Consider the following 19,594-nt stretch of genomic DNA (forward strand, 5'->3'; position numbering starts at 1 on the left):
CAAAACGCTGCATGGCCACCGATCAGGATCACATCGACGAACAACTGGCCCAGCTGCTGGACGAGTTGACCCAGCGAATGCAAAAGGGGGAAGTGGTCGATCTGGATACCGTCGTCCAAGAGCATCCGCACCTAGCGGCAGATTTGAAGGAAGTGTGGGGCGCGGTCATGCTGGCTGATGCCGTCGCGCTGAATCTCTCCGTAACCCAGCCCGGCCCCGATGAAAAGCCGATGCCGGAGAAGCTCTCGCAGCTGCAGTTGCCGATTCGCTTTGGCGACTACGAACTGCTGGAAGAGATTGGCCGCGGGGGAATGGGGGTCGTCTACCGTGCCCGCCAGGTGAGTCTCAACCGGATCGTCGCGGTCAAGATGATCCTCAAGGCACAGCTTGCCTCGGAAGATGAACTGAGCCGCTTTCTGGCGGAAGCCGAGTCCGCCGCCCGGCTCAGCCACCCTGGGATCGTTCCGGTATACGAAGTGGGGCAACGCGATGGCCGTTACTACTTCAGCATGAAATACATCGAAGGGGAGACGCTTTCGCAGCGTCTGGCCCGGGGGCCAATGCCCGCCAAAGAAGCGGCCCAGATGATGCGGATCGTGGCCAGTGCCGTGCACGAAGCGCATCAGCATGGCATTCTGCACCGCGATCTGAAGCCGTCAAATATCTTGATCGACAAAACAGGCTCGCCAGTGGTGACCGACTTTGGGCTGGCGAAACAGGTCACCAGCGATGTCGACAGCATCACCCGCAGTGGTGCCATCCTCGGAACGCCTGCTTTCATGGCGCCAGAGCAGGCCAGTGGCGACCGAGGTGCCGTCGGCGTCCGCAGCGATGTCTATGGACTGGGGACGATCTTGTTTGCCATGTTAACCGGGCAGCCTCCGTTTCAAGGACGTACGCCGGTCGATGTGCTGCTGAAAGTTCTCGAGCAGGATCCGCCATTTCCGCACCATGTCAATCCGCGCTGCGATCGTGATCTCGAGATGATTACGCTGCGCTGTATGCAGAAGCCAACCGACTTGCGGTATCCCAACGCCCAGTCGCTGTGCGACGACTTCGAGGCGTACCTCAACGATGAAGCGATCTCGGCTCGCAGTGGACAATTCCTGCAGGTGTTCTCGCGGCTGTTCCGCGAGACACACAACGCCCAGGTCTTAGAGAACTGGGGCCTGCTGTGGATGTGGCATAGCCTGGTGCTGCTGATTTGCTGCCTGGCAACACAGTACCTGCAATGGAACCAGGATGGTCACCGTTGGCATTACATCGCCATCTGGACGGTGATCTCAGGAATCTGGGCGGCTTGCTTCTGGTATCTACGGCGCCGAATGGGACCGGTGACCTTTGTCGAGCGTCAGATCGCTCACGTATGGGGGGCAGGTCTGATTGGCGTGGCTTGCCTGTTTCCGATTGAATGGCTGTTGGGACTGGCACCGCTCGAGCTGTCGCCTTTGCTGGCGATCATCTCAGGCATGATCTTCCTGATTAAGGGAGGTATCCTGACAGGCTGGTTTTACTTCCAAGCCCTCGCGCTCTTCGCGTGCAGTATTCCGATGGCGATCTATCCTGACGCTGCCCACATTCTGTTTGGCATTGTCGCCGCAGGCAGCTTCTTTATTCCAGGTCTGCAGTATTACCGGCAGCGACTCCGCGTGCGACGCGAAGTCTTAGCGAGCAGCGGTTCTACTTTTGTAGAATGAGCTTGCCTGATTTGGTCTCGCACAAGCGATAGATCGCATCGCCATGCTGGATCCAAACTTCTTTCTCTCCGGCCATGATCTCCTCGGACTGGATGGTCCGTTTGGTGAACTGGGGAGCAGGGGCGTTTTCGTGTCCGTTTGAGGCGGGCGAGGTGATGTTGGCATCACGTTGCGACGTATTCATGCGAGAAAATCTCGAGGGAAATCAGGTCTATGGGAACCGAGGAAAATATCGCTGATGTCGTTGACACTGGCTAACGCTCTGGTAGGTTATAGCGATATTGATACTCGGTATCAACCTGTGCGGCGAGAAATTGCCAACCGCAGGTCGAATTCTCAGCGAGCTTGCCAGCAAGTCGTGCCAGCCAGCTTCAATCCAGGAAATTGCGATCTGGCTGGAATCCGGACGACATCCAACGCCCTGGCAGTTCTTCTGCCGTGGCCACGATGGGTGGTTTAACTTCCCGTTAAGGTTCCTTGGTCGCCATCCTCGGCCGATCGCTGCGGTCCTAAAATCGATCGAAAGTTTGCCGGCATCGGGCTGGCAGGCACCGTCGAAGACGTCGATCGAGGACGCAGCACGATGACTCGTTTCCGATTTCAAGCGAGTGTTGGCTTGGTGATGGCATGGGCCGTGATGATGATCGCCGGGTGTGGAAGCACGACCGGAGAGATCTCGGGCCGGGTCTTTTTGGATGGAAGGCCGCTGGATGGAGCGGTCATTCGGTTCAAGCCGAAGGGAAACCCTGAGGCGAAAGAGATCACGGCCGAGATCACGCAAGGAAGCTTTACCGTGACCAACTCGAGTTGGGTCAAACCTGGCGAGTACTACGTGACGGTCGTCGCGCAGCAGCCAGGGGCCGGAGCGATTGTGCAGTCGGTGGAGCGGGGCGAAGGGATCCCGGTACCGAAGGCATTTGTTCCGAAGGTTTACGAAAAGAAAGGTGTCCTTAGCGCGACATTTCACGCGGGGAAACCCAACCCACTACTGTTTCAATTAAGCTCCGGCGCGTTCTAGCCTTCGGGTAATGATCGCCGGCAAGCATCACTTACAACTTGTCTTAGGATCGTTACCGAAATGAAGTTTCGTCATTGGATCGCGACCTCGCTGGCGTTGACCCTGGTCGTTACGTTTGGATTGTCGGCGCACGCACACTTTGTCTGGGTTGCCTTGTCGCAGCCCAACCAGGCCTCGCTTTACTTCGGCGAAGGCCCCGAGCCGAGCGAAGCCGATTTGCTCGATCGCGTTCAGCAGTCGGAAGTCTTTGCCCGCATGGCCGATGGAAAATACGTTCCGCTAAAGCTTGAAAAGCTGGTGGAAGGAACCAACGGCAGTTGGACCGTGCAGCAGCCCGATGCTCAGTGGCAAGGGCTGGAAGCGGTTTGCGATTACGGCGTGCTGGCCAAGGGAGGCAGCCCGTTTTGGTTGAAGTACTACGCCAAGTACATCGATAACACGTCGCTGGCGAACGCGACTCTCTGCGACAGCCAGAAGTTGCCTCTAGACATCGTTCCTTCGCGCACTGCCGATGGCATTCAGCTGCAAGTGCAGTTCGACGGCAAGCCTGTCGCCGAAGCGGAAGTGGTCATTCAAGACGACGCGTACAACGAGACCAAAACCAAGACCGACGCCGCCGGCAACGTGCTGCTCAAGGATGCGAAGCCGGTCACTTACACCGTGCGTGCCAAGTTTGTCGAAGAAAAGCCGGGCGATCAGGACGGGAAGAAGTACGACACGATCCGTCACTACTCGACGGTTACCTTGAATCTCGCGGACGACTCGAAGTAGTCGACCGCCCAACGTTCTCTCCAGCAGAAGCCGCGAGCGGATTCCTTGTCGCAGGGGAATCCGCCGCGGTTGTTGTGTTTCTTGGCAAGCTATTCCGATTCGACCGAAGTCTCCCAGCCATCGTAGGTGCCGCCCGATTCCTGGACCTCGTGAACCAGGCCCAGCGTCAGTTCGTTGATCGCGTCGAAGTCCACTGGGTCAACTCGTTCGAAGCAAACACCAAACGGGCGATCGTCTTCCGGCTCTTCGCCGTTCATCAGGTCTTTGATTTCAAAGTTCTGCGAAGAGATCGTCATCACGAAATCGTTGCGGCTGGCATCGGTTGGGAAGTAAGCCCAGTGCGTTACAGTCCGCGGCTTCTCGAGCGAATCGCCCGACTCGGAAAGGGCCTTGAGCACCTTCTGGTTGTTCATGATCTGCATGTCGTACGGCGTGGGATAGAGGATATCCCAGTAGAACTCCCAATCGGGATCCTCTTGCGAATTACAGGCCCAGCGATGCGTTGTGAAGGGAGCCGTGGCGGCGGTGGTCACCTCTTCGAGTTGTTCGCCGCTGGCCGCATAAAAGCAGAGGATACGTTTGCCTTGCGTCGTCAGGTAACCGACATGCATGGCCCCCAGTGCCTGCTCGATCGCTTCGGCGACTGCTTCTTCGATGGGATAAAGGGCGTTGAATTCGTCCCTGGTCGGCAGGCCGTATTCATCCTGGTTGTTCAGTTGAAACGTCACTTGCAGTAGTTGCGGGCGTTCTGCTTCCGAAGCATCGTCCGAGGCTCCCATGTCCAGCAGAATGGCGGCGGGATGCTCGTTCACATTGGTCAGGTAAGCGTCCCATTGATCAGACATGGTCAGGCCTCGTTCAGAAGTAAGCGTTCGTTCACGCTAGTTAATATACGAGGCCGCCCAGGCGATCTAAACCATGCTCCAGCGTTTTCGCAGATACCACTCCCAGCCGAGCAGTCCAACAATCAACAGCAGGTTGATCCAGCTATCACGCGTCGATTCAGGCCAGGTCCATTTCGTCTGGACCTCGACTTCCGTTTCGGGAGGGCGGCTTTTGATCTCTTCCAGCAGCTGCGAGAACTCTTCCGGCGTCCACATCCGACCGCCAACATCTTGCGTGATCGCCGACAGGGCAGCCAACTGAGAAGGGCGGGCCGAAGGATCGCTCAGCTCCAGGTCTTGGTCGTAAACAAAAAAGCGTCCCTGACCGGTACCGACCGTCACGCCATTTTGCTGCGCGACCACTTCGATCGTGTAATCGCCGGTCTGCGGGCTGGCGTTGAAGTTCCCTTCCAGGATGTTATCGGCAGGAACCGCACGCAGCGGCGTTCGTGAACCATCGGGGCTGATCAGGGTCGTTTCCATTGTCACCCCTTTCAGCGGCTCGCCACTTTGCGAGTTGGCACCGGCGGTGAAGTGGATCGGAGCGCCTGGTACGTAACGTCGTTGACCGAGTTGCACCCAGACGTCGCGTGTTTCGAGGCCATCTTTTTTCGCCAGCCACAAAATGATCTGTCGCCAGAACTGCTTGTGGATATCGCCTTTGCCGGCGAAGACCCACAGCCAGGTGCTGTCGGCGGTGAAGGCCAGCGTGCGGCCAAGACCATATTCGCCAGCGACCAGTAGCGGCTGTCCGTTTTGGGTTTCCAGAATGGTGAGCCCGCGCGGTTTAACGCCTGCCAGTTTGTTCGCACCCGACAAAGCCGGAACGGCACTGAAGGCAGGCGTGCCGCTGTCATCGGTTCCGAGCGAAGACAGAAAATGGTTTCGCGAAGTGACAATCTGAATCGGACCGGGCAGATGCATGTCGGTCCGGATCGGAGCGTCAAAGTCCTGGCGATCGAAGCGGCTCATTTCGACCGGCAGCAAGTTCTGGAAGATTGTCGATTGATAACCGCCGGCACCAAACGCGTGAAAGCCCCCCAGCATGATCAGGCCTTTGCCATCTTCCACTTCTTTGGCCAGCATATCGAGCGAGGTTGGGCCGAACGCGGACGAGTCGACGTCGCCGATGATATAGACGTCGTACTTGCCCTGCGTGATCGTTTCGGTCAGATCGACCGGCCACTGATCGCGGCGCCGACGATCGATCACGCGGAAGTCGAGCTCCATGTCGGCCGACTGCGCGATGACGTTGCGAATCCACTTCTGTTCAGGTCGATCGAGCGTGCTGCTTTCGAGGTAAAGAATCTTTAGCCCGCCATCAAGCACGTTGACGTAAGCGCTCAGAATGTTGTTTTTGATCACCAGTTCGCCGTCCTGCTCCGGCACGACGACGCTTAGCTTGAATTGGCCTGCTTGCTGCGGCGTATAGCGGAACGAGACATCGACAATCTCTTGCGGCTTCGCGGTGGTCGCGTTCTGCGTGTCGATAATCGTCTTCTGGCCTTTGGCGTCTTCGATTACCAGTTGCACCGGTATCGGCTTGTTGGCCATCCCTTGGATGCGTACCGCCGTTTTGACCAGTAGGTCGTTCTTCACGAAGACGGTGTAATGATCCGAAAGGGTTTCGACCGCGGCGTCGCGGGCCTGGGTCGGATCGAGCGCTTTACCGAAGGGGATCGTGTGCAGGGGGGTATCGAGCCGGGCCAGGTCGCGGGCCGCTTGCTGCATTTCAACCTTGGGCGAATAGACTCGCTGCGATCCGTCGGAAAGCAGGATCACACCGGCAAGCTGTTTGCCGATGTTTTGCTGCATCACTTCCGCAATCGACGAGCCAATATCGGTGAAGCGACCATCCGCCGCGGCTGGCATCGCCAGTACGCCATCGACGAACTCGACTCGCTTGGCGGCTTCGTCAAACTGATAGACAGCGACCTCGAAGTTGTCGCCGAGGTTCGCCAGTTGCGGGGCCATTCGCTGCAGCAATTCCCGCTGCACATCCCAGCGCGGGACGCCATCGGCGGCGTCTGGAACGGTCATGCTGCGACTGGAATCGAACAGCACGACCAGCAGCGAGCCCTGGGTTTCTTTCACCGTACGAACCCAGGTCGGGCGAAGCAGTGTCAGCGCGATGAGCAAGATCACCGCGAACCTCAGCCCGGTCAGAATCCAATGGCGACGCGGCGTGAGACCCTGGAACTGCGGACGAATCGCCAGCAGCGCAACCAGCGCGAACACCAAGATCCCCACCAGGAGATAGCTTTCGCCCAAAGGTTGCAGATACCAGTACGACACGTCTTACGATTCCGTTGCTTGTTGTCGGTAGAAACGATTGGCCAAGACATTCTCTAGACCAAACACAATCACCACGATCAGCATCAGCCAAGGGAACAACGGAACCCCCAGTCGTGCTTTGCCTTGTTCGCGAACGATTTGTTCCTGCTGCCGAGCCAGTCGATAGCGACCTGCTCCCAGGATGTCGTCCAGTTGGGCTTCGGTCAGCTTCTCCATCCGCGTAGCGAAGGGAGGAAGGTTCACACTGAAGCCGGACGACTTGCCGCCGGTCCGGGGACGAACGCGATAGGTTCCCAGGCTGCTGGTGAACGGGATCGTGATCGTACCGGAGTCAGGCACCACTTCTTGTGGATCGAGTCCGTTCGGCGTGAACAGCAGATGAATTGTGGCCTCTTCGCCGGGGGCCGTTTCGACCGTAGCAACATCGCCGGCGGTATAGTTAAATCGTTGTTCGCCACCCCGGACAACGTAGCGAGCCATCTGGTTCGAGAGCACAAAGAACGGCCACGACTGAAACCCGGTGAACAGGGTGTTCCAGGCATCGTCCGTTGGATCGCTGACCGATGAAAGAAACGTCAGCACGATCCCTTTGCCAAGCCGTTGTTCGATGAGGGCAGGGGCTCCGTTGCTGAACGGAACGATCGTGTTGCTATCGGTGTCGATATCGGTCAACGACCAGAATCGATCGACCGGAAACTCACGCCACGGAACCGAAGCACCGATGTCGCGGAAAGGAGACAACACGACATGCTGATATTCGCGCGGGTCGAGATACCAAAGGTTATCGCCGGCTCGCCACTGTCGTGAAAGCTTGCCAGGCAGAACGCTCTGCGGGGCCTCTTTATCGAAGTCGGCCTTCACGGCGGCGCGTCCCAAAAATAGCATCAAGCCGCCGCCACGCTGCACGAAGCTTTCCAGCGATTCCCAGTTCGCGTCGGGCATCGGGCCTGGGTCAAGCAGCACGACCGCCTGGTATTCGTCCAGCTTCGCTTGCGTTAAATCGTCTTGCTTGATGATTTCGACCTGGAAGGCTCCTCGTCCCGCGTCGCGATAACTTCGCGGTGCCAACGCGTTGACCAGATCGCGGCTCTCGGCATTGGCCGACTCGACCACCAGCAGCGACCATGGCGTGCGTGCTTCGATGGTGAACCAGCGTTTGTTGTCGGCGCTCAGGCCATCATCGCCGAGTAGTTCGACCCAGCCATGATGGGTGCCGGCGGTCAACGAAGGGAGTCGAAACGGAACGGCGCGAGGCTGCCCGTCGACCAGTTCAATCGTCTGACGATTCCGCCGCGTCGCTTCTGGGACGATCAGCTTGCCGTTCTCGACGATGGGCAGGCGATCGTCTTGCTTTTCGATGAAGAGTTCGATCGTCTTCGGTTCCGAACTGCCGTCGGCCACGACCTCGGCCTGGAGCATGACGTCTTCGTTCTCTGAAACGCTCTCCGACGAAAGAACCAGGTCGCTGATCGCCACGTTGCGAACGTCGTCGGCTCCGACATCCACGATGTACAGCGGAATGTCAGGCTGTTCGGCGAGCTTCGCTTTCAAACGCTGGGCCTGATCGGCATCCCAGGCCGGCGCCGCGAGATCGGTCAGCACGTAGATCTCTTTCCGGGCCAGCGGATGGTCTTGCAGCATATCCAAGGCGTTATTGGTCAAGTCGATCAGCGACTTGCCACCCACCGCGATCTCGAGCCGCTGCAGCGCTTGCCGAGCTGCACCACGATCAGGAGCGAAAACGGCCGTTTGACCACGCTGATCGAGAATCGCCATCTCGCTGTCTTCGGGAAGCTGCGATGTCAGCCACATGCCCAACTCTTGGGCTTTCTCCAGACGCGTTTGATTCTGATGCCGATACAGCATGCGCGGTGAAGTGTCGGCGATGATCACCGCCGCGACGGGAGCTTCCTGTTCGCCGACGATTGGGCCGCTGCTGCTGGTCATCGCCATGACGCCGGTGCCGATCGTTCCTAAGCCGACCAGCGCCGTGATCGCGGTCAAAATATAGGCGAGCGTGCGGTTTTCGCCACCCAGCCATGCCGCGGCCGAGACGAACGCGCCAATTAACAGAATGATGCCGAGCGATCCGGTCAGCACCCATTTGCCAAGTGCCGCCGACGCGACCCCAGGCCGTGCAAGAGCCGCCACCAGCACCAGCACTGCCAGACAACGCAGGGCGAGCAGTACCCAGTGCTTTAGTTGCAAGCGACGTGTGTTTTGCACGCTGCGTTGCCGAACGAAACGCAGGGCAGGGAACTCGAGTTGTTTCGGCTGCTGCCGCATTACCAAATGCAGGACGATTGGCACCGCGATAAGCAGGCCTCCCAGCAGCAGGCCGACGTTGGCGAACTGCATGGGCTAAAACCTCGACTGCCGGCTGATGAGATACTCGGTCAACGCTTTGTCGAACTGCATGCTTGTGTCGAGCTCCACGTAGTCGATGCCTGCCTGAAAGCAGTCTTGGCGATACTTGTCGCGGAACGCTTTCAGTTCGGTCTGATAGTCGCGGCGATAGTTGTTGGCGTCGACCTTCATTCGCTCTTTCGTTTCGGGATCTTCCAGTTCGACCATGCCATCAAACGGAAAGGTGACTTCCGCTTCGTCCATGATGTGGAACAAGATCACGTCGTGACTGCGATGCCGCAGTTGGTACAGGGCACGCATCACTTCGTCGGGTTCGGCCAGCAGATCCGAAAAGATCATCACCACGCTGCGTTGCTTGAGCATGGCCGCCAATTGCGAAAGGCTGTGCCCGATATCGGTCTCGCCGGTCGGCTTCAAGTTGGCCAGCAGCGAGAGGACATCCCCCAGTTGTTTCCGTTTCGATTTCGGAGGAAGGCTCGCGCGGATCTTGGTGTCGAAGGTGACCAGCCCAACCGGGTCTTGCTGGTGCACCATCAAATAACAGAGTGCCGCAGCCAGGCTGATGGCGTAATCGAACTTGGTCATCTCTTGGCGATAGGTGTATGCCATCGAACGACTCAGGTCCATCGCCAGGTAGCCGGTGATGTTCGTTTCCGCTTCGAACTTCTTGATGTAGTAGCGATCGGTCTTGGCGTAGACCAGCCAGTCGATGTCCTTCGGATCGTCTCCATGTTCGTAGCGACGATGCTCGCTGAACTCGACCGAAAAGCCATGGTAAGGACTGGCATGCAGACCCTGCAGAAAGCCTTTCACCACGAACTGAGCGCGCAGGTCGAGCCGCGAGATCTGGCGGATCACCTCAGGCTTCAGATAACTTTCGGCAGTGGTCAACGGTCAAACTTTTCGATCTTGGGTTCGGGGATTTCTTCCAGCAGCCGCGTGATGACATCGACGTTGGTCATGCCTTCGGCTTGGGCCTGGAAGTTGGTTCCGATGCGGTGACGCAGCACCGGAATGGCGATCTTCTTGACATCTTCGATCGCGACCGAGAAGCGGCCTTCCATGGCGGCGATTGCCTTGCCGCCATTGATCAGATTCTGCCCGGCACGCGGACCGGCACCCCAGTCGACCAGTTCTTTGATGAATTGAGGTGCTTCGGAGTCGCGGGGCCGCGTGGCACGCACCAGCCGGGCCACATACTTGATCACGTATTCACTGACCGCCACCGATTGAACCAGCTTTTGAATGTTGAGGATCGCTCGGCTGGAAAACACCTTGCGAACTTCGACTCGTTCCTGACGCGTGGTCGCCATCAAGATTCGTTCTTCTTCGTCGAGCGAAGGATAGTCGATGATGATATTGAACATGAAACGGTCGAGCTGGGCTTCCGGTAACGGATAGGTCCCTTCCTGCTCGATCGGGTTTTGCGTGGCGATGGTGAAGAACGGCTCGGGCAGGTCCATCGTTTCACGGCCGACGGTCACTTCACGCTCTTGCATCGCTTGCAGCAGCGAGGCTTGCGTCTTCGGAGGCGTACGGTTGATTTCGTCCGCCAGCAGAATGTTGGTGAAGACCGGACCTTCGACAAAGCGGAAGTTGCGGCGACCATCTTCGTCTTCTTCCAGCACGTTGGTGCCGGTGATGTCGGAAGGCATCAGGTCAGGCGTGAACTGAATACGCTTGAACTGCATGTCGAGCACCTTGGCCAGCGTGCTGACCATCAAGGTCTTCGCCAGCCCGGGCACCCCTTCCAGCAAACAGTGACCGCGCGTAAAAATGGCCGCGAACAGTTGCTCGATGACTTCGTCTTGTCCAACGATTACCTTCTGCAGCTCTTGCTGCATCACGATGCGTTGTTGTTTGAACTCTTGAAGAACTTCGCCCAGGTTTCTGGTTTTGCCCACAATAGACGCCTTGTCTCGGATGGGAATCGTCGATGTTGAATAGGTAACGCTGGAAAGCGAAAGCCAAAAGTGGCGACTGGTTTGTACCAGCCACCTCGCCCGAAGGGGGCGTCTCAGGCGATCTTAGGGCAGCGAAAGCCTCGATAGCTTGCCCAATGTTCGCAAGTTGGGCCATTGTAAGTTACGCGAGGGAAGAGATTTGGTTTCCGTCGAACAAAACGAGCAACGCCGCCCAGTGATTGTAGAAACGTCCTTCCAACGAAACAACGCATCGGCATGTTGCTTGTGTCTTCGGAAGGGAATCCTAAGATGAAAAGAAGCAATCGCGACGTGTCCCTGGGAGAACTGCCGTTTGTTCCCGCTGAGAATCACTAGCTGCTGCACTCTGATTGTGGCATTTTTTCTGCTTACGCCGACTTTGCAGGCGCAGCGTGCGCCAACGCGCGGTGGGGTTACCCCGCAAGATGTACGCGACGCCATGGATCGCGCGATTCGCTATCTTAAGCAGGCGCAAAAGTCGGATGGAAGTTGGCCAAATTACCACGACTTCGACGGGGGGGTAACATCGCTCGTTACTTTGGCACTTTTGGAATCGGGCGTCCCGAAAGATGACCCGGTCATTCAAAAAGCGCTCACCTCGTTGAGGAACACACGCCCTCAAAAGACCTATGCCTTGTCGCTGCAGACGATGGTCTTTTGTGCCGTCGACCCGGAAAAAGATCTGCAGCTCATCAAATCGAATGCCGCGTTGCTGGAAAGCTTTCAGGTCGAATCTGGCGAACGTGCTGGCTTGTGGAGCTATGGCGCGACGCAGGGTGGCCCTGGCGTGGGCGACAACAGTAATAGTCAGTTCGCCCTGCTGGCACTCGACGAAGCGGCCGAGCATGGTGCCCAGGTCAAAGAGCAAACCTGGCGTCGCGCCTTCTTTCGCTGGGAATCGATGCAAAACGGTAGTGGATCATGGGGTTATTATCCGGGAGCCCCTGGCACCGGAAGCATGACCTGTGCTGGTATCACGTCGATGATCATCACGACTAAACGCCTGGAACAAGGCGACGTCGAAATCAACGGCGATAACGTCAATTGCTGCCTGCCGCTCAAGCAGGAATCGTCGGTCGATCGCGGCTTCGATTGGCTGGCCCGCAACATGACCCTGCGAACGAATCCATCGGAAGGTGGCGGCGGCGGAAACTCGCTGTTGTATTACCTCTATGGGATCGAGCGTGTTGGACGCTTGAGCGGCCGACGATTTCTCGGAACGCACGACTGGTATCGCGAAGGGGCCGAACTGCTGGTTGCCTGGCAAGACCGACTCCAGGGAAGCTGGAAGGGGACCGGCGTCGTCGAACTCGATAACCCGCTCATCTCGACCAGCTTCGCTTTGCTGTTCCTGGCGAAGGGGCGTCGCCCGGTGCTGGTGTCGAAGCTGCGTTACACGGCGAACGCGGACTGGAATCCACATCGCCACGATCTGCACAATTTGAATCACTACGTCGAAGGCTTGTGGAAGCAGCATATGACCTGGCAGGTCATCGACCTGGGCGCGGTGAAGTCGGCCGAAGAGATGCTGCAGACGCCGGTGCTGTGGATCAGTGCGAAAGATGGCTTCCAGATCAACGCCAAGAATGAAGAACTGCTCCGCCAGTACATCGAAGGGGGCGGATTCCTGTTCGCCGAAGCAGGCTGCGGTGGAAAGAAGTTCGACGAGGACTTCCGGGCGATGCTCAAACGTATTCTGCCTGACAGTGCGATGCGATTGCTGCCGCCGGATCATCCGGTCTGGTTCGCCGAAGAGCCAGTGAACGCGGACTATGCGATGCCGCTGTATGGTCTGGATGCATGTTGCCGCACAAGTGTCGTGTATACGCCGGGCGATTTGAGCTGCTACTGGGAATTGTCTGGCAGCCGCAGCTTTGTCGACGATCCATCGATTTCTCAGAAGGTTCGCGATCAGGTCAAAGCGGCCAACGCGATTGGTGCTAACGTGTTGGCTTACGCCACCGGTCGCCAGTTGAAAGATAAGCTGGAACGCGTCGAGTTGACCACCGGCGCTGGTGTCGAAGACTCGACCAATCGTAATCTGCTCAAGATCGCGAAGGTGCAACACGTGGGTGGCTCGGACGATGCCCCGGCGGCGTTGGCGAACATGGTCCGCGTGGCAGGCGATCACCTGAAGGTTCGGTTCGATCTCGAAAAGAAGATGGTAACGCTCGCCGACGAGTCGCACCAATACTATCCGCTGCTGTTCATGCATGGACGTCGCGACTTCGGTCTCAACACCGAACAGCGAAAGAACTTGAAAGAGTACCTGGAACGGGGCGGTTTTCTGTTCGCGGACTCGATCTGTGCCAGCCAGCCATTCACTACGGCGTTCCGCCGAGAGCTGGCGACGATCTTCCCTGGGGCGAAGCTCGAAGCGATTCCGATCGATCACCCGATGCTTTCGGAAGAGTATGGCGGTTATGACCTCAGCAGCGTCACGCTCAACGATCCGCAAACCCGCGGTAGCGACGAAGGTGGCTTGAAATCGGTGCAGCGGCAAACGACGCCGGAACTGGAAGGCTTGTGGATCGACGGCCGCCTGGCGGTGGTCTTCAGCCCGAACGATCTGAGCTGCGCGATGGAGAGTGGCACTTCGCTGCAGTGTAAAGGCTATGTGAAAGAAGACGCGGCCCGCATTGCGACCAACATCTTGCTGTATGCCATGCAGCAGTAACGACCGTCGGCCGCTGCATTTCTTTGAGCTCCCGTCGGGCAGAACCGACCGCGCATCAAAAAGCGAGACTCGCGTGGGTGCGAGTCTCGCTCTGTTTCTTGTCCGACTTACTTCGAGAGATCGAAGCTCAGCTCGTTGTCGCCGGCAGAGATGGTCGCGGTCAAACCGCTGGTCGCTGGGTTGGCGTAGCGAAGCGGCAGGATATTCTTGCCGGTCACAATGCCGCCCGATTCGGAAGGTCGATCGGAAGAACCTCCGGCGCCCGCTTTACTGTCGGCGCTTGGCTCCGAGATCGAGTTAATCGCGATCGTCGCTTCCCCGACCGGAACGCCATCGTTCTGCTCGAAGGTCGAAACGTTCACGATCTGGCCATCGACAATCTGTCCGTAGGCGGGACGATTGCCTGAGACTTCGATGATGATCGTGCCATTTTTCAGCGGCTTTCCCTGGTAGGTCACCGTGCCATGGACCTGGGCCAGGTTATGTCCGCCTGAGCAGCCACCGGCACCAGCGATGATGGCAACCAGGGCGAAGTGAACCAGGAAATACGCAGCGTATCTCATGTGATTACCCTTGTCTTGAAGATGCGTTGCGAAGGGAGGCCTTCGACATCCAGGTTATTGAAAGCCTTGAACCACTTCGCCACCGCTACGCGACGCACCGGCACGGTAAGCAGCACCATCCATGGTTTCTGGCAGGAAGCGAACCGAGCCATCGCACAGCAGGAAGTTGGCGCCGCCTGGGTGGAAGCTGCGGAAGTTGATGTTCTCGCGCCAATGAGAAACCGTTGGGCCGAGCGTTCCCTGGAGGAACTCGCGATTGCGATGATTGATCGGGAAGGCGGTATTGGCGAAGCATTCGGCTCCCCAGTTCTGCCAGTTCGACCATGCACCGACGCATTCGCCCAACAGGTAAGTATGCGAAAGGCCGTCGTTGATTTCCGCGAACTTGGCGCCGTAGTCCATCGTGCCGATCACGCCGCGCGGGATCAGGATGTCGTTACCTGCGTTGGTTGCCGTCACGCCGACACCAGCGATGCCGGTTTCATTCGGGTAGTCGCCGATGTTAGCCGCATAGTCCGATTCCGAGATTTCCCAGCCAGGATCAAAGTCGTGCTGAACCGCAGCCGCGTGGCTTTGCGAGTTGGAAGGGCAGTGGAACTGAGGATGTTCCATTCGCATGAACTTGTAGTTACAGATAACGCTCGGGTCGTCCATCATCGACACGTTCCAGCCGCTGGGGCGATCCCAGGCTGGTTTCGTGAAATCGAGCTGATCGAAGATCACGCTCTGTTCCATGTGGGCCATGATACGTGGAGCCCAACCCCATTCGCGACGCTGCGAACCAGTCAGGTCCGAGTTACATGGTGGCAACTGGCCGAAGGTGTCGTGATAGTTGTGCATCGCCAGGCCCAACTGCTTCATCTGGTTGGTGCACTGCATTCGGCGAGCGGCTTCCCGCGCTTGTTGCACGGCTGGAAGTAACAAGGCGATTAACACACCAATGATGGCGATCACCACCAACAGTTCGACGAGGGTAAAACCCCGCACAGGTCGAGACATCGTAACGCTCCTTGAAAAGCACGTTGTGGAGGAACAATAGGATAAATTGATGGAGCTTGGCAGATTGGGCGTAACGCAGTCTACTGTTGGAATAATTCCCGATCAACTAGAAATTTAGCAAAAATGCGCAGTCCGGCCCTTCTGGCTGGCTCGGATTTGTGTAGATCAGGGGATCCCGATAAGAAATCACACCGATTACCGCTAGTTTAGCGTAGAATCGCACATTAGGCATATCGGGCGATAAATGGGTTCTTCTGGGGGGTCAGGCCTGAAAAAACTGGCGCACGAAAGAGACACGCCCTCCACAACCTGGGGGCGTGTTTCGCCATTTTTGAAACCGGGCGACGACGAGCGATCGACAGAAGATCGCCCGAAATTAAACGTCCAGAAACTTGCCATGCTGCAGGAAGGTGAGCAGGCCGTGCATGTACGAACCGCCGCCAATCAGTTTGACCTCGGCCAGACGCTCGCGATCGAGGCCTGAATAGGTGTTCACCGAGTAAGACGATTCCTTCGAGATGTTCTTCAGCACGGGATCGAGGACATCGTACAGCTTGAAGATCTCGTCGGCCGTGTCAGGCTTCTTCTTCAGTTCTTCCGCTTTGCTGAAGGTCAGGCTCATCTGACGCACCAGGATACGGGTGAAGTTCTCGCCACCCACTTCCAGGCTGCGGAACCAGATCGAGTTGGCTCCGCAAATCACCAGGTGACTGGCATCGGAGCCTACATCGAGAATGCCCAGGGCCTGTTCGGTTTCTTCCATCTGCTCGCGATACGACGGATCCGAGAAAAGGTCGAAGTCGAAGAAGTTGTAGATCGCCAACTGATCGGTTTGCACCAGGTGCGGCGTGATCCCCAGACCACGCAAAAAGGCGAGACGTTCCTGCAGCTTGGAAAGACGCGTCGCCACCACGACGCAGTGCCGCTTTGCTTCACTTTCCAGATTCAATTCTTCCGAAGTGAGCTTGTCTTCCCAGACGTGATAGTCCCACGAAAGTTCTTCGATCGGGAAAGGAATCTGGTGGCGAACTTCGTACTGGACCGTCTTGGGAATCTTCTTGTCTTCGACCGGCGGCAGCGTCAAAAAGCGGCCCAGCACTTCGGTCGCCGGCAAGCTCAAGCAAACGCTCGTCTTGCCACGCTTGTCTTGCAGGGCGTCTTTGCCGACGATGCTGAAGAACTGATCGACCACGTCTTGAATCAGTCCCCGGCGATCGGCATCGTCCGCGCGGGAAAGAGGACGTTTGTAATCGAGCTTCACCATCTGTTCGATATGAACGACGGTGGTCTGGTTGGTCTTGTCCCCTTTGACTTCCTTGCGAAGCAGGATCGCCTTCAGCCCGGAGTTACTCAGGTCGAGCCCCCACGCCAGATCCGCGGCGGCTGCTTTCTTGCCGCCACCCAACAAGCCAAAAACGCCGCCGGACGTGTTGGGGATCAGGTTCGTTTCGACCCGACTCAAACCGAGTCCCTGCAAGGCGAGGCCTGTGGCCACGATGAACCCGGACGAGAAGTTCTCGAAGTGTTCGTTGTCGGCAACGGCGGTGGCGTTGAATTTGCGGAAACGTGGGTACAAGTCGACCGGCACCCCCAGCGGAGTCTGCTTCGGCATCTCGTTCCAGGTGCGGTCGGCGGTCGCGGGATTCTTCTTCGACTGTTCCCACTTTTGCGTGATCTTGTGCAGCCGATCGATGGCATGCTTGTCCTTCGGCATCAGCTTCACCAGGCGGCTGGCCATCCCGACCAAAGCAGGGTCGGCGTAGCGGGCCCGGCGCAAGTCGGCCGAGAGAAACGCTAGTTCCGAGACCTGGTCGAAGAACTTGATGAAGTTCTCGGTGCGCACCGATTCAGGCACTTCCGTCAGAACCTGGTAAGCACGTTCGTAGCGGAACTGCTTGATGTACTCTTTCGCCTTTTCAACCAGCTTCTCACGCTTCAAACGATCGGCCTGGTCTTGCGACTTGCGAAGCTTCTCGGCCAGTCGCTGAGCCGAGATGTCGTGGGGCTTCAGTTCCAGCAGCTTCTCGACCTTTGGCAGCAGACGCGAAGTGCGACGTTCCTGGATGGCCAGCTTGATCTCTTGCGCGAGTCGCTTGATTTGCTTTTTCGTTTCGCTGACTTCGTCGTATAGTTCGCGTAGCGATTCGTGCCACAAAGCTTTCGGGATCTCGCGAATAACCGAGACCGCTTTTTCGGCATGTTTGCCGTCACGAAGCTGACGGGCTTCGGCTTCCACTTCGGGAGCCTTCGCCAGCAGTTGTTCTTTTTCGAGCGTGATCTGCGTGATCAGCCGGGCAGCCCGTTTGGCGAACTCCATTTCCCCTTCGTGCTGCGCCTTGGTCAACTGCCGAAGCGTTTCGCAGGCCCGGTCGTGGCGACCATCTTTCAGCAACGCTTCCGCTTCATCGAACTTCGCCTCAAGAGCTTCACGCTGGGCGTTGGCCGACGCTTGCAGGTTCACACCGCACTCGCCGCAGAAGCGTTCGTGCACGGTGTTCATGCCACCGCACTGAGGACACGCCACGTACAGCGCATCGCCGCAAGCCGAGCAGAACCTTCGCGAAGGTGGGTTCGGCGTCGAGCACTTCCGGCAATCGATCCGATCACCGGCATGAGCCGCACCATGGCCATTGCTTCCGACGCCGTTGCTGCTGGCTGTCTTAAGTGTGGCACCATTCTGTTCGTGTTTCAGCTTCTTGTCGTACTCGTTTTTCTTATCGGGATCGGTCAACGTGGCGATCGCGTCTTCGACATGATTGAAGACATCGCGCCACTGGGCCGGGTCGATCTCGCCGAACTTCGCGTGGAGCTGCTTACGGGCTTTCTCGCCATGGCTGCGGATGAAGTTGATGTCATCCTCGTACAGGTCGAGCCGAAGCAGGGTATAGAAGTCAGGCGTCTTCCCCTCGGTCTTAACCCGAAGGAGACGGTCGTACGGATCGATAGTTGAGTCGGTGGTGGGCATGGCACCAGTGTATTTATGGATCATGAAGGCTGTATGAAGACAAATGCCAAGATCGGGTGGTTTATTCGACGTGGAATTCGACCAGAATGCCGGCGCGTTCCCCATCGGGGATGCGCTTAATCAGCGAGTGGTCGCTCGAGATCACGATGCGGCCAACGTGCTGGCCGTAATAGTTGCCCTTCGGCATGCCCGGCGGGATTTGAATCTGCAGTTGGAACAGACCGATTTTCTCGTCGATGGTTTCGATCTTCACGTCCATGCTCTCGGGGAAGCGAAAGACATCGCTCGGTTCCCACGGTTCGGCGCCTTGATCGACGCGGAAGTTGATCTTCAATACTTCGCTGCCGGTGGCCTGGTCGACCTTGCCCAGTTGAATGCGGCCAAAGCCGTCGATCGCAGGGGAATAGAAGCGATAGCCCGGCTGCTTCACGCGTACATCGACGGTCAATGTCGTTTCGGCGACCTCCTTGTCGGCGTCTTCGGCATCGTTGGCGGTGAAAACGATCTGCCCGACATGATGGCCTGCTTCCAGACCCTTAGGGACTTCCACGCGAACTTTGCAAGCGGAACGCGTATCGAGCTCGGCCAATTCTTCTTCCGTGAGATCGATCACTTCCACTTTCAGTCCAGGAATTTCGGTCTTCACGTGGAAGTCGACGTTCTCCATCTCTTTCCAGGTTCGCGAGTAGAGGTAACATTCGCGAAAGGCGCCTGCCTGACCGACAAGCACCGACGAGAAAACCATCGAAGGCTCGCTCAAGCCGAAGCGGGTTTCGGTCAGACCGAAGACAACGAACTCGATCTCTTTGCGCTGGGGATCGTTGGTATAGACGGTGGCGGACTGGCGAAAGCCACCTTCTTTGAACTTCAACGTCCACTCGAGCTTGATTTCTGCTTGTTCGCCAGGGGCGATCTCGTCTGATTCGAGACCCAGCAGGGTGCAACTGCACGAACTGGGACCTTGTTCCAGTTTTAGCGGAGCGTCCCCTTCGTTTTTGACGAGGAACGTGTGCGAAGACTGGGTGAAGCGAGGGAGCACACCAAAGTCGAATTCGGTTTCTTCGGTGACTGCCTTGGGGTGTTTTTTGGGGGGGGATTGAGGGGCAGCGTCGCTGGATGGATTCGAGCTGGCTGCGTGCTTGGTTTTATCGTCCGTGGTTGCCGTGGTCGCTTCAGTGCGAGGCTTGTGGTCGGCGATGGTCTTGGTCGCATCCGGTTTGCCGGATGGAGGATCGCTCGGAGAGCTCAGAAAGAAAACAGCTCCCAAAGTCACGATCGTTACCAGCGTGATCACCAGTGGGATAAAGCGGCTCATGGCGGATAGAAATCCTATGGATAATGAAAGAACAGATGAAAGTGAGCCTTGGGGTTTCCCCCAAGGCTCAAGCTTTCGAGATCATCGTAGATTTCGGTTC

The 19,594-nt window shown here is 57.5% G+C and carries 14 protein-coding genes; 4 read left to right on the plus strand and 10 right to left on the minus strand.

The genetic code is table 11. The annotated features are described in order from the left end of the window. The first annotated feature begins 11 nt into the window (after window positions 1–11). Window positions 12–1,697, plus strand: a complete 1,686-nt coding sequence (locus AB1L30_RS22310) for a serine/threonine-protein kinase (protein ID WP_367016127.1) — start codon at window positions 12–14, stop codon at window positions 1,695–1,697. Here the strand turns inward: AB1L30_RS22310 and AB1L30_RS22315 are convergent. After that, entirely contained in the window at window positions 1,681–1,881 is a 201-nt protein-coding gene (locus AB1L30_RS22315) for a hemin uptake protein HemP (RefSeq protein ID WP_345088572.1), read from the minus strand. The genes AB1L30_RS22310 and AB1L30_RS22315 overlap by 17 nt on opposite strands. Before the next feature lie 399 nt (window positions 1,882–2,280). Between AB1L30_RS22315 and AB1L30_RS22320 the strand changes: the two genes are divergently transcribed. Continuing rightward, the gene (locus AB1L30_RS22320; RefSeq protein WP_367016129.1) at window positions 2,281–2,715 is read left to right on the plus strand and encodes a hypothetical protein; all 435 of its coding nucleotides are present in this window, start codon (window positions 2,281–2,283) and stop codon (window positions 2,713–2,715) included. A gap of 60 nt (window positions 2,716–2,775) precedes the next feature. Continuing rightward, complete coding sequence (locus tag AB1L30_RS22325) at window positions 2,776–3,486, plus strand: DUF4198 domain-containing protein (RefSeq protein WP_367016131.1); 711 nt, start codon at window positions 2,776–2,778, stop codon at window positions 3,484–3,486. An 89-nt stretch (window positions 3,487–3,575) separates the two neighbouring features. On the opposite strand, the gene AB1L30_RS22330 is transcribed toward AB1L30_RS22325, so the two are convergent. The 5 genes from AB1L30_RS22330 to AB1L30_RS22350 all read right to left on the minus strand — a co-directional run bounded on the left by AB1L30_RS22330 (window position 3,576) and on the right by AB1L30_RS22350 (window position 10,876). Continuing rightward, window positions 3,576–4,331 carry a DUF695 domain-containing protein gene (locus tag AB1L30_RS22330; RefSeq protein WP_367016133.1) on the minus strand — a complete coding sequence of 252 codons (756 nt, stop codon included), beginning with the start codon at window positions 4,329–4,331 and terminating at the stop codon, window positions 3,576–3,578. Between the two features lie 66 nt (window positions 4,332–4,397). Beyond that, a complete protein-coding gene (locus AB1L30_RS22335; protein ID WP_367016134.1) occupies window positions 4,398–6,665 on the minus strand; it encodes a glutamine amidotransferase in 2,268 nt (755 codons plus the stop codon). Between the two features lie 3 nt (window positions 6,666–6,668). After that, window positions 6,669–9,023: a BatA domain-containing protein gene (locus AB1L30_RS22340; RefSeq protein ID WP_367016136.1), complete on the minus strand. Its 2,355-nt coding sequence runs from the start codon at window positions 9,021–9,023 to the stop codon at window positions 6,669–6,671. A gap of 3 nt (window positions 9,024–9,026) precedes the next feature. Next, window positions 9,027–9,923 carry a DUF58 domain-containing protein gene (locus AB1L30_RS22345; RefSeq protein WP_367016138.1) on the minus strand — a complete coding sequence of 299 codons (897 nt, stop codon included), beginning with the start codon at window positions 9,921–9,923 and terminating at the stop codon, window positions 9,027–9,029. Continuing rightward, on the minus strand, window positions 9,920–10,876 hold the full coding sequence (locus AB1L30_RS22350) for a MoxR family ATPase (protein ID WP_367016472.1): 957 nt from the start codon (window positions 10,874–10,876) through the stop codon (window positions 9,920–9,922). Before AB1L30_RS22350 ends, AB1L30_RS22345 begins: the two co-directional genes overlap by 4 nt. Window positions 10,877–11,414: 538 nt before the next feature. Here AB1L30_RS22350 and AB1L30_RS22355 point away from each other — a divergent pair. Next, window positions 11,415–13,652, plus strand: coding sequence for a DUF4159 domain-containing protein (locus AB1L30_RS22355; protein ID WP_367016140.1), 2,238 nt, complete (start codon window positions 11,415–11,417; stop codon window positions 13,650–13,652). Between the two features lie 107 nt (window positions 13,653–13,759). On the opposite strand, the gene AB1L30_RS22360 is transcribed toward AB1L30_RS22355, so the two are convergent. From AB1L30_RS22360 to AB1L30_RS22375, 4 genes are all read right to left on the minus strand, one after another. After that, window positions 13,760–14,215, minus strand: coding sequence for a hypothetical protein (locus tag AB1L30_RS22360; RefSeq protein WP_367016142.1), 456 nt, complete (start codon window positions 14,213–14,215; stop codon window positions 13,760–13,762). 54 nt (window positions 14,216–14,269) lie between these two features. Then, window positions 14,270–15,214, minus strand: coding sequence for a DUF1559 domain-containing protein (locus tag AB1L30_RS22365; RefSeq protein ID WP_367016144.1), 945 nt, complete (start codon window positions 15,212–15,214; stop codon window positions 14,270–14,272). Window positions 15,215–15,590: 376 nt separating this feature from the next. Next, window positions 15,591–18,203, minus strand: coding sequence for a pilus assembly protein PilM (gene pilM, locus AB1L30_RS22370; protein ID WP_367016146.1), 2,613 nt, complete (start codon window positions 18,201–18,203; stop codon window positions 15,591–15,593). A 37-nt stretch (window positions 18,204–18,240) separates the two neighbouring features. After that, the gene (locus AB1L30_RS22375) at window positions 18,241–19,494 is read right to left on the minus strand and encodes a DUF1573 domain-containing protein (RefSeq protein WP_367016148.1); all 1,254 of its coding nucleotides are present in this window, start codon (window positions 19,492–19,494) and stop codon (window positions 18,241–18,243) included. Window positions 19,495–19,594: the final 100 nt, after the last annotated feature.

This window comes from Bremerella sp. JC817, assembly GCF_040718835.1.
Taxonomy (GTDB): Bacteria; Planctomycetota; Planctomycetia; order Pirellulales; family Pirellulaceae; genus Bremerella.

Excerpts from the sequence above, each read along its gene's own strand:
- AB1L30_RS22310 (WP_367016127.1), top strand. The coding sequence starts at position 12 with ATGGCCACCGATCAGGATCACATCGACGAACAACTGGCCCAGCTGCTG.
- AB1L30_RS22315 (WP_345088572.1), bottom strand. The coding sequence starts at position 1,881 with ATGAATACGTCGCAACGTGATGCCAACATCACCTCGCCCGCCTCAAAC.
- AB1L30_RS22320 (WP_367016129.1), top strand. The coding sequence starts at position 2,281 with ATGACTCGTTTCCGATTTCAAGCGAGTGTTGGCTTGGTGATGGCATGG.
- AB1L30_RS22325 (WP_367016131.1), top strand. The coding sequence starts at position 2,776 with ATGAAGTTTCGTCATTGGATCGCGACCTCGCTGGCGTTGACCCTGGTC.
- AB1L30_RS22330 (WP_367016133.1), bottom strand. The coding sequence starts at position 4,331 with ATGTCTGATCAATGGGACGCTTACCTGACCAATGTGAACGAGCATCCC.
- AB1L30_RS22340 (WP_367016136.1), bottom strand. The coding sequence starts at position 9,023 with ATGCAGTTCGCCAACGTCGGCCTGCTGCTGGGAGGCCTGCTTATCGCG.
- AB1L30_RS22350 (WP_367016472.1), bottom strand. The coding sequence starts at position 10,876 with ATGCAGCAAGAGCTGCAGAAGGTAATCGTTGGACAAGACGAAGTCATC.
- AB1L30_RS22355 (WP_367016140.1), top strand. The coding sequence starts at position 11,415 with ATGGATCGCGCGATTCGCTATCTTAAGCAGGCGCAAAAGTCGGATGGA.
- AB1L30_RS22360 (WP_367016142.1), bottom strand. The coding sequence starts at position 14,215 with ATGAGATACGCTGCGTATTTCCTGGTTCACTTCGCCCTGGTTGCCATC.
- AB1L30_RS22365 (WP_367016144.1), bottom strand. The coding sequence starts at position 15,214 with ATGTCTCGACCTGTGCGGGGTTTTACCCTCGTCGAACTGTTGGTGGTG.
- pilM (WP_367016146.1), bottom strand. The coding sequence starts at position 18,203 with ATGATCCATAAATACACTGGTGCCATGCCCACCACCGACTCAACTATC.
- AB1L30_RS22375 (WP_367016148.1), bottom strand. The coding sequence starts at position 19,494 with ATGAGCCGCTTTATCCCACTGGTGATCACGCTGGTAACGATCGTGACT.